This window comes from Roseiconus lacunae, from assembly GCF_008312935.1.
Taxonomy (GTDB): domain Bacteria; phylum Planctomycetota; class Planctomycetia; order Pirellulales; family Pirellulaceae; genus Stieleria; species Stieleria lacunae.
Genome location: NZ_VSZO01000043.1, coordinates 180,458 through 191,677, shown reverse-complemented (window position 1 = coordinate 191,677; position 11,220 = coordinate 180,458). Strand labels below are relative to the sequence as shown.

5 protein-coding genes are annotated in these 11,220 nt (G+C 55.2%); 2 read left to right on the top strand and 3 right to left on the bottom strand.

Features of this window, described 5'->3' with window-relative positions:
* Positions 1-81: 81 nt before the first annotated feature.
* Entirely contained in the window at positions 82-2,055 is a 1,974-nt protein-coding gene (locus FYC48_RS23005) for a multiheme c-type cytochrome (protein WP_160149723.1), read from the bottom strand.
* A 238-nt stretch (positions 2,056-2,293) separates the two neighbouring features.
* A complete protein-coding gene (locus FYC48_RS23000) occupies positions 2,294-3,556 on the bottom strand; it encodes a DUF1559 domain-containing protein (RefSeq protein WP_149499128.1) in 1,263 nt (420 codons plus the stop codon).
* A gap of 565 nt (positions 3,557-4,121) precedes the next feature.
* Here FYC48_RS23000 and FYC48_RS22995 point away from each other — a divergent pair.
* Together FYC48_RS22995 and FYC48_RS22990 are read left to right on the top strand one after the other, a co-directional pair.
* Positions 4,122-7,061: an FG-GAP-like repeat-containing protein gene (locus FYC48_RS22995; RefSeq protein WP_160149722.1), complete on the top strand. Its 2,940-nt coding sequence runs from the start codon at positions 4,122-4,124 to the stop codon at positions 7,059-7,061.
* Between the two features lie 58 nt (positions 7,062-7,119).
* Positions 7,120-10,203 carry an FG-GAP-like repeat-containing protein gene (locus FYC48_RS22990; RefSeq protein ID WP_160149721.1) on the top strand — a complete coding sequence of 1,028 codons (3,084 nt, stop codon included), beginning with the start codon at positions 7,120-7,122 and terminating at the stop codon, positions 10,201-10,203.
* A gap of 99 nt (positions 10,204-10,302) precedes the next feature.
* Here the strand turns inward: FYC48_RS22990 and FYC48_RS22985 are convergent, their stop codons facing one another.
* The gene (locus FYC48_RS22985; RefSeq protein WP_149499125.1) at positions 10,303-10,488 is read right to left on the bottom strand and encodes a hypothetical protein; all 186 of its coding nucleotides are present in this window, start codon (positions 10,486-10,488) and stop codon (positions 10,303-10,305) included.
* Positions 10,489-11,220: the final 732 nt, after the last annotated feature.

Genomic DNA, 11,220 nt, shown 5'->3' with positions numbered 1-11,220 from the left:
GAGACAGACGTTCCCAAGCTTGCTGCCCGCCTTACTTGGCAGACTGATTCAACCCAGGTTCCAAAATCAAAGAGCCATCGGCTACTCGTCCTTTATCACTTTCGGCATCATTCTTAAACGATCCGCCATCGTGGCGGCTTGCCGGGACATCGGGGGATTGGCAGTGCGGTACAGAATCGAAAGCGATCGATAGGCCGGGGCATAACTGCCGTCGATCTGAATCGCTTCGCGCAGCAAACGCTCGGCATCATCCATCCGACGCGCGCGGGCCAACACCAGCGCAAGGTTGTAGTGATCACCAGCCACACGCCGGATTCTCGTCAACTCGCCAAGGGCGTCAATCGCGCCTGCGGTCTGACCGGCATCCAACATCCCCGGACCAAGGATTTCGAGTGCCGCTTCTCGCGATCGATCAGGTCGCCGATCCATTTTGACGACCCGCATCGCCGCTTCGAGCGATTGTCGTTTCAACCACACCGCAGAGCCGACGGCAGCGGGATCACTCGCCATCCGTTGCGATTTAAGATCGGCCAACCGGGCGATAAGCGATGTGATTTCGCCGGCGCGCTCACGATCGTTTCGCAATCCCGGATTAATCGAATCGAGATCGTATTGGTCCAGCAGGTCAAAGTTGCCTAACTGGGCTTGGTCGACGGCGTAATACATTTCCGCGATTGTACGACGGCGCAACTCCTCTGTTTTCGGCAGAGTCGTATCGGGTTGAATTTGTTTTAACCCCGCCGGATCGACACTGATATTTTGCGGCTTCCCATCACGGTAGACCGCAATCAGATGACTGGTCGTACTAGTGTGCGGGACTTCGCTTTCGAGTGACGGCATGTGACAGGCGACACAATCATTGCGGTTGCTTTGTTCTCGTTCGTCGATCGCGACAGGACAACCTCGCTCATGATGACATTGGTCACATTGGTCACGTCGCTGTTGCCGGCGACGTTCCTCTGGTTGACTCTCTGAAGGTCCACTAGGGTGCGAGTCATGACACGTCACACAAGTTAATGTTTCTGACTGGAGGTAGCATTCGCTCTGCCAAAGCTGGTCGAAGTGGCCAGTGAACACCTTATTGAAATCACCCGCGGCCTGGGTTTGGTAGTGTAGACGTGTTGCGGCCAAGTCTTCGCCGGGCCTGAAATCCCAAATATTCCGCCGTGCCGCATGTACAACAACCTCGCCCTGGAGGTGGCACTGGGCGCAGATCGATTCCAGCTCAAGGCGATCTAAATCGGAAGGATTGACGATCTTCGTGTCTTCGATCGCCGTAGCTTGCGTCAGTGACGCTGTAATCGATCGATAAAGTTTGGTGTGTTCAAGACCCGGTCCATGACATCGTTCGCAACCGATCGCCAATTCATGAATCATCGACTTGCGAGGATTACTTTCTTTTCGACTGACAAGACCCGCGTGGCAAAACAAACACTCGTCATCGATCATTCGGGTCATTCCCAACTGATCCGGCTTATCATACCCGGGGGCCATCGCGAAGCTGTTTTGATTGGCATACCAAGTGACCGGGGACTGCATTAGGTAATCACCGTCTGCGAGCAAGTACCCGTTGGCGAATGCCCCGCTCCCCATCACATACCTGGCTGGAAGCTCGTTGACCGGCACGGTGTCGCTGGGATCTGAACCGAACCGTTTGTATTCGCGGTGGAACAGTCGCCCCTCTTTTTTGACAACCTCATAGCGCCGCCAGCTTTTCTGATGTTCGATCGTGCAACCGTTTGATTGATCACTGTCTGGATCGATCAGTCGCAGCGAGCGACTGTGGTGCGTGTGAAGGAAACTCGCATGGCGTTCGTCATGGCAAGTCGCACAGGTCGCAGTGCCAACGTATCCCGATGGCATCGAATCGTCTGAGCTTTGAGCGACTTCGCGCGAATTCAACTCGGGCTTGCCGGAACTACCCGTTCTGCGATCGGGTTGAACGCTGCGGTCCCGTGTGGCCGCAGCCTCGGGCGGAGACGCCTGCTTGCATCCTACCAACAAGACAGTACATGCAAGAAAAGCGATCGTGAGGTGACGATAGGAATTAGACATCAACAATGGATACGGGGCGAAACGAGAGTCTCCTTCGGCGATGCGATCGTCGCATCGCTTTCGAACGATCTTATGCACTCGAGTCGTAACCTTCGCGGGGCACCTACCGCGTTGATTTAAAGTCATGACAAGATTCTAAGGGAATTCATTTTCGGTGGGCACCAAAAACAAAAACCTCGCCCGCAGCAGTGCGGGCGAGGTCATCGTGTTTGTCATTCGACTCGTTGCAGGGCAAACCTTACTGGTTCAGCGACTCATCAATCACTTCTTTCGAAGCTCGAGTTCCCATCGCACCCCACAAGCCATACGGGCTCTTCTTGGCACGCGAATAGAAACTGGGTGAGGGGGCTCGTTGATCACCGGATTCAATCGAATCGGTAATGAAGATCACCGCACCGTCACCCATCAGGACGTGTGCACCACCTTGGTGACGACTTGCCGGGGCAAGCGCACCAGAAGAATCCTGGTGGCCGGTCATGCACGACTCGGCATTCGGCGGACGAATCGTCCAGACCATGTTCGAGGTACATTGATAGAACGCCCAGTTCATCCCACGTGATTGACGATCACTGTGTACCAATTGGGGTTCGGTACAACCGACTGCGCCACCCGCACACCAGAAGTTCGGATTTTCGGGATCAAGTTGGTTCTGGTCCGAACACCAAATCGGTTGGTACTGCGGACCGCTTGTTCCGACGCTATCCCATGGCGCTCCGTTGTTGACCGAAACGGCACTACGGCGATCCAAGTCACCAAGGTCAGAGATGATTTCACCCATCGCAACGGTGTTGGATAGTCCATCAAGAACGTCTCGGAACTTCGACTCACGGCGAACACCAAAGAAACCGCGGTCGGTCGCCAACGCACGCTGTGCACGCCAGCCGTCACCGGGGGTCAAGTTGTTGTTCTTAAAGTTGTCCTGTTGAACGATGTGACAGGAATCACCCATGCAGGCGGCGTAGTTCGAACGGGCGAGTGCCGGCTGGCCGGTTCCCGGGTCGCTGGGGCAGCGCAGGGTTGGGATCTCCGTCGCCCATGGCACGTATTCCCACTGGTCACGCGGACTCGGTCCCATCGCGGGCCACATCCCGCCGTTCGCCGGAATGGCGTATCCGTCGGTGACCGTTTTAACGCTCGGGTTACTGATGTGATCCCACAAACCTTGTTGTTCAAAGAATGGGGTCAACCCAACATGAACGCTCAAGCATTCGTTGTTGGTGTTGTTCGATGGACGCCACCACTCTTGTCCGCCCAAATTGCCACCGGTGTGGTCAATGCCCGAACCGCCGCCCGCGACGGGAAGCTGCTTGTAGGCAGAGTGGTAGTTGTGAATCGCAAGGCCGATCTGCTTGAAGTTGTTACTGCAAGACATTCGACGTGCCGCTTCACGCGCGGCTTGGACGGCTGGCAATAACAAGCCAACCAGAATTCCAATGATGGCGATGACGACCAGAAGTTCCACCAAGGTGAAACCGCCGGTACGCTGACGAGTCTGTCTCATAAAGAAGGATCTCCAAAAAGAAAAGAGCTGGACGCAATGAGCACTGCGGTACCATTAAGAAAGGCGTAGGATGAAATGATTGCCCGCTTCTATGGAACCGTCAATTGTGTAATCGCGCAATTGAATTTAGACATTTTGCGGCCGAACAACACTTAGACCCGGGGGGGACCGACAGCCTTCCGCAACTGCGAGTCGGTCATCCAGGGGGTCGCTCGGTGAACGTGGCACTTCATTCAGCCGAGCCACCTTACTACCTAATTGCACATTAAGTAGCGTCGCGTAGTTGTTAGCGAGGCTTACCCACAAATGTCGAAGTAGGTAGCTGTAGTCCTTCGGTTTTAACGCTTATTCTGAGTGATCAGGAGCTTTATACGTCCGCCGTTCTATCGTCACGTGTTCGATGTCGTTCTTCTGCCTCCCCCCGATCAGCCGCTTATTCGACGGCACCGCTTTGACAAGATGCGTCGTACCTACGACGCGTCATCGATGCTCAATACGCTTGGCATGGGCGTTGTTAATCGTTTGCACTGGATGCAGTTTCGAATCCCCCACCGATGCCCCCGCTGTGGCGCCGGACGAAACCAAAGACACACCATCTAAAACCGACGCACCAGCGACGCAGATGCGCCAGGCAATGCGGGAGAACGACTGGGGAAAAGCCGACACGTATTTGCACCAAGCTTTAATCACCGGTCAAGACGATCCCGAATTGCTAACTGATGCCGCGAAGGTTGCGGCACTGAATGACCGTAAGCGCGAGGCCGCTGGGTTACTCGTGCAAGCAGCCGAGGTCGCCGACTACTCCCCCACCTCACGCGTTGACTTTGCGATCCAAGGCTTGATCGATGTTGGCGAACTTTACCGAGCCATTGATTTGCTGAAGGACGTCTTGCACTCACACCCCGATCGCTTGAAGTATCGCAAAACGTTGATCGGTTTTTTGGGTGAGGCCGAACGCACCGACTTGATCACTCCACACTTAAAGCAACTGATCGAGCGCCGTGTCTTTGATGTCCCGTTGCTGTTAGCAGTCACCGATACCTCGGCACGACGTTACTCCTACAACACGTCGAAGATATTGATGGATCGCAACCCATCGGATCATCGCGTACGGTTAGGCGATGCCAAAGAATTCTTAGACAAACACGACGCGGTGAAATGTGAAGCGCTGCTGCGTGAAATCCTTGACCATCATCCCGACTTTGCCCCAGCCTACGCTTTGCTCGGCCAGGCACTGATGGAACAACGGAAGCTGGACTTGATTCCCACCTGGAACGATCAGGCACCAGAAGACACCCACCAGCAAACCGCCTACTGGCTAACGCTCGGTGATTGGTCCGCCGCCCACCAAGATTTTCTACAAGCAGCTCATTCTTACTGGCGATCGACCCAAGTAGATCCTAACGATAGCAATGCCTGGATCCGATTGGCCGCTACGCTTCGACGTTTACCCAAGACACTGCCGCACTCGGTCGACGAACCGACCCTCGCTGCGATCGACGAACGGATCGAACGACTGCTTGAACTTCGGGCCGTCTACTACGACTTCAGTTGGGAAGGAAAAGACAGTCAGCGCGAAGCCTATAAAATCGCGAGCGTCTTGTTCTCGCTAGGTCGCACCTGGGAGGCAGAAGCTTGGACCGCGATCGCGACCACCTTATCACGTGATCCCAGCGATCGACTTCCCAGCCTTCGCCGCTCCGTCTTGACCAGACTGCGACAAGACCCAAGCTGGGTTTCAAAAATCGACCAACCCGCCCTGCAACTGGATTTATCCGATTGGCCCGCCACGCGTCTTTCGTCCACCGAGCGCGTTGCCCGGTCAACGTTCGTGCCCAAAATTGAAACCCATGGTCATCTATTGCTCCGCGACGAGACGGAGACTCGCGGACTAGCCGGTTTCGGGGCGAAGAGCAATCCTGATGACGCCAAGCTGGCTCCGTTGATCCGTTCGACGGGCATCGGCGGCGGGACGATCGACTATGATCGCGATGGGTGGCCGGATGCATTGATCATGGGCGCCGGCGGTACGATGCTGAAAACCGACAGCCATCCCAACGAGTTACTTCGAAACCTCGAAGGCCAATTCGAACGCGTGACCGAGCAAGCCGCCGTCGGTGACCGTGGCTATGGGCAAGGCGTCGCGGTCGGGGATTTCAACGAGGACGGATTTGCCGATCTGTTTTTTGCGAACTTAGGGAAGAATCGCCTGCTTCGAAACAATGGCGACGGAACCTTCACCGACTGCACCGATCAACTTCGCGATCAAGGTTGGCAAGAATGGAGCACTTGCGGTGCTTTCATTGACGTTAATCGTGATGGGATAACCGACTTGCTGACCACCAACTACTGCCGAACGATCGAAAACATGGACCAGGCCTGCCCTGACGATCAAGGCGTTCCCGGCCCCTGCCATCCCCTTGTCTTCCCCGCCCATCGCGATCAGTTTTTCTTAGGAACTCCTCTAGGCAATCTTGTCGACCGATCAGACACGTTGTTCGCGGATGTTTTGCCCGGACGTGGACTAGGGATCGTCGCGGGAACTTTGAATGGAAGTCATCTGGGCGCGTTTATCGCCAACGACATGTCGCCGAACGCCTACTACACCTCCCAGTGGGACTCGTCGCAGTCGGATCCCGGCAAAGCTGGATTGATCGAAAGCGGTGCGGCAAGCGGACTAGCCGTTGATGGGCGTACGATCGCACAGGCATCGATGGGGATCGCATGCGATGACCTTGACGGCGATGGTGACTTGGATTTTTACGTCACCGGTTTCGGTCGAGAATACAACATCGTGTACGATCAAGTCTCACCGGGACTCTGGCAAGACATCACCAACCAATTGGGGCTGGTACGCCCGACGCTTCAATTGGTCGGCTTTGGTACCGAAGCAATCGATTTTGATGACGACGGAATTTCCGAGTTGATCGTAACGAACGGTCATATCGGTGACTTCAACGAGCCCGATAGTCTGCCTTACGCCCAGGCGATGCAGTTGTTCCGGCGCGATCGAAGCGGCGGCTTTGATCGCGTCGATGACGATGCCTGGGGACGCTACTTCCGTGAACCACACGTCGGCCGTGCGTTGTGGACGATCGACGCCAATCGAGATGGCCGCAGCGATGTGATGGTAACGCACTCGTACGAACCGATCTGCTTGATCGTTAATCATACGACAACGGATCATCACCGAGTTTCATTTCGTTTGGTAGGAACCGACTCCAGTCGTGACGCGATTGGCGCGATCATTCGATTTCGCTGTGGTAGTCGAACACGAACCTTGTGGGCCTTGTCCGGAAGCGGCTATCTGTGCAGCAATGAACCTGAACTTCGCGCCGGACTGGGGTCAGAAACGTTGATCACCGACGTATCGGTGACATGGCCTGATGGATCGGTTGAAGATTTCGGGACACTTTCGGCCGATCAGACGTACTTGCTAGTCCAGGGTGATCGCACCGCATATCTCGACTCGAAAGACTCGCCCCAACCGTTACCCGCTAATTGAAATCGGTCCCCAGAGCGACACCACCATGCGTGTATTGTCATCTCAGATTGAAAGGACGGTGAAACCAATTCCCTCACCCCTAGCGGCCAGCCCAGCGTTGGTCGGTTCGGTCATCATCGCCTGCCTTTTGTGCGCCGGATGCGGTGGAAACGACGCAAATAGCAATGCCAACGGGGAATTAAATTCATCGAGCGAAGCGACGTCCAAGACTGATCGATCGATCGATCAAGCGTTGCATGACGCGGTGACCAAGAAGAATTGGAGTGCGGCAAAACGTATCGGCGCCGGCGCCTTGATCGCAGAGCCAAACGACCCTGAACTCTTAACCATTGTCGCGATCGCTAATGGGCAACTCGGAAACGAGACCGTCGCTGCGGACTTACTCGTACGGGCCGCCCGAGTTACGGGCTACGACGTGAACAGTCAACGTGTTCAGTTCGCGGTGCAAGCACTGGTGGACCAAGGACGACTGTACGACGCGATCACGTTGCTCGAAGATGTCATTGAAATTCACCCGCAAGCACACAAGTATCGTCGAATGCTGGTCGGCTTCTTAGGCGAAGCGCAGTTGACGAATCAAATCCCCACTCACATGCATGTCCTGATACATGCGAGGCAGTTTGATTTGATGCTGTTGATGGCAACGACAGAAACCAGTTTTCGTCGTTTTTCATCAAATACGATTGCAACGCTACTCGAACGAAATCCTTCCGACCTGCGACCGCTACTCGGACGTGCCCACACGTCGCTCGAATCCCGCGACGTAGGCTCGGCGGAGAACTTACTGCGCCGGATCCTTGCCAAGCATCCCGAGTTTGCACCGGCACACGCTTTACTCGGAAAAGCGCTCGTTGTCCAAGGAAAGACCGAGCAACTCCCCTCCTGGCTTCAAGAAGCACCGCAGGGAACATCGAATCACGCAGGCTACTGGATCGCTTTGGGCGATTGGGCTCTTGAACAAGGTCAGACAGCAGCGGCTATCCGTGGTTTTGCCGAAGCGACTCGCCGAAACCCTAACGAAAGCTTTGCGTGGGCGAGGCTGGCCAATGCGATCGCGGAGCAACAACGTGCCATCGAATCTGCTGACCGATCGGTGAGGGAGTCGCAGCATAAACTGAGCGTTATCGCCGCAGGAATCGCCAACCGCCGCGAACGCCTGCTGGAACTACGTCAACGGTTTTCGAGTTTTGTCGACGGGAACCAGAACAGCCAAACGGCGGTCACCGAGATCGCTCTGACGCTCGCAGATCTGGGACGTCTTTGGGAAGCCGAAGCATGGCTAGCAATCGCGACGACCTTGCCCGAGCAACCGTTCGCGAACCTGGATGAGGAACGACGTGGCATTGTCGAGAACCTGTCTATCGATAGCGATTGGCAACACACAGATCGGCACCCCGAATTGAACTTTGATCTGCTTGACTATCCCGTGCCGAAAATCGGTTCTGTAGAAATGATAGCCCACGGCGATTCCGCACAATCGGCCGATCGAACGATCAGCCAAACGCCGATCCAGCTGACAAACCAAGCCGCCCAATGGGGCCTGAATTTTTATGGCGTTGTCGGCGACGGTGTCCAAGGCCCACGCGTTCCGATCCATCAAACACTCGGTTGTGGCGGTGGGATAATTGACTTTGATCGCGACGGTCGTCCCGACATCGCGTTCACGGCTGCCGGGGGATCGATCGCCAAAAGCGACAATCAACCTGGCGAGTTATTTCGTCATCTCGGTGATTCGTTTCATGCCGTCGGCAGCGACGCGCGATTGGATGATCGAAACTTCTCTCACGGTGTCTGCGTGGGCGATTACAACGATGACGGCTTCGCCGATGTCTTGATCTTGAACCTCGGTCCCAATCGCCTATTCCGTAATAATGGCGACGGATCGTTCAGCGATGCATCGAGTCTGCTGAACGAAACACGGGCCGATCAGTGGAGTACGAGCGGTGCGATTGTCGATCTGGACCAAGATGGCTGGAACGACATCGTGGTCGTCAATTATTGCGATTCCAACGAACCATTGAACGAACCTTGTTTTGACAGCCAAGGAAACGAGATCAACTGCTATCCGCTCCGATTTCAAGCGGCGTTTGATCATTGCCTGCAAGGTAGCCGTGAAGGCCAATTCCGAGACGTCACATCACACCGGATGCGGCCGGCAGCTCCCGGTCGCGGGCTCGGGATTGTCGCCGGCCGTTTGGATGGCAAACACATTGGTGCTTACATCGCAAACGACGCATCGGTGAATCACTACTATCGATGGAATGATGAACAGGAAGGGGCACTGGTCGAACTGGGGATCTCTAGCGGTCTAGCCGTCGATGCCCAATCGCTAGACCAAGGATCGATGGGAATCGCAAGCTGGGATGCCGATCATGATGGCGACTTGGATTTTTACGTCACCGGCTTCGCGGGCGAATACAACATTTTATATGAGCAGAAGGCGTCCGGCCTTTGGGGCGACGTGACCGCAAAAAATGGTTTGGTCGAACCAACGCTTCGAAACGTGGCGTTTGGAACAGAGGCAATTGACCTGGACAATGATGGCTTCGAAGAACTGATGGTCGCCAACGGACACATCGGCGACTTCGGCCCAGAGTCACCGCCTTACGCGCAAGACTTTCAGATCATGCGACAATCCAAGGTCGGCACTTGGCGTGTGACCGATCCTTCGTCGCTCGGCGAATACTTTCGAACACCGCATATCGGAAGAGCGTTAATGTCGGCCGATGTTAATATGGACGGACGTATGGATTGCGTCGTCACACACGCCACCGAACCAGCCGCGCTGTTGATCAACCAGACGCAAAGCAGCAACCATTCGATCACGTTCGAATTGGTCGACACCGTCAACACACGCGATTCGGTCGGTGCAATGATCGAGTTTGAAGTACCGAATGCTTCAAATCGCGGCAAAGAAAAACGAACTCTGTTTCGCCTTGCCGGCGACGGATATCTGTGCAGCAACCAAGCCAAGCTGATCGCCGGAATCGGTTCCGCGACGCAAATCGATCATGTCGTGGTGACCTGGCCCGATGGAGACAGGCAGGTGATCGGGGCGCTCGAAAGCAACATCGGTTACTTGATCGTCCGCGATCAACCTGCGTTTCAACTTGATCAATTATCGCCCCGCTCGACACCGTGATCGCCGGTAAAGCATCGCCGATCGGTTGTCCCGCAGCGGTGATGCCAGTGGCGACTTAACCACTGGCAACGTAATGAAGATCAGAGGCGGAAGGTCCGATCAATTGCCCGGACGACCGTTGCCCTGGTTTTGCATCGCAGATTCATAGCCCTGCTGGCTCGGCAGCTCGGAAGCTGGGACGGCGTTTTCAGGAGGAGTCGTAACAGTTTCCGAACGCCCACCGCATCCGATCGTGGTTAGGGTCAACGACGCGATAGCGACAGCGGCAATTGCAAAATTCTTCATTGCAGTCCTCAGTGATCATCAAAAGAAAAGGAGATGGAGAGCATTCGCTTCGTTGCTGTTCTGGCGCACGAATTTTGGGGAATGATAAGGTCAGCCACCCGCGACTCGTTTTCAAATCTTGACAGTCAACGAGGGCGAAACCGCGAATGCAGCCGGGATAACCACCGATCAACCAACTTGGTTTCAACCGAATTGAAAAACGGATTTATCCGGGCCTCGCAGTATAGCTGTGCTTCAAGAATTGATAAGCGTCAACGCAAAGCCAGCCAAGGAATCTCAATCGAATCAATCGCAACCTCAGGGGCGTTTTTCCCCGATCTTCCCAAACGTTGATGTGTTTTTGAGGTCGATACCGCCTGTCGCGAAGAAGTGCCTGTCACGAATGATTGTCCAGCCTAGACCAATTGTCTGGGTTCGGCCAATCGACCGACGAGTGTTCGCACCGGTAATTGGGCCGCAACTGTTCTTTGCGCCGAAACCGTGGCTAACGCGATGCCTCTCATCCTTAATACGAGTTGGAACGAACCACTATCGTCCCGCCCGCTTTTTACGCGGCTCGTTGATGGTGCGCGTCGTTTGGGACGGCATTGTCACGGGAGTGACGACCAGCCACATTGGGTGGTCCAAGAAAGTTCTCTGCGCCGGCCGGCGGGTTCGATGTTCGGAATCAGCCTTAAAATCGGCCGAAAAACCGGTGGAATTCCCCCTCTGGGGCCCCGGATCGTTGTTTCA

Coding starts and splice junctions, on each gene's coding strand:
- FYC48_RS23005 (WP_160149723.1), bottom strand. CDS start 2,055: ATGTCTAATTCCTATCGTCACCTCACGATCGCTTTTCTTGCATGTACT.
- FYC48_RS23000 (WP_149499128.1), bottom strand. CDS start 3,556: ATGAGACAGACTCGTCAGCGTACCGGCGGTTTCACCTTGGTGGAACTT.
- FYC48_RS22985 (WP_149499125.1), bottom strand. CDS start 10,488: ATGAAGAATTTTGCAATTGCCGCTGTCGCTATCGCGTCGTTGACCCTA.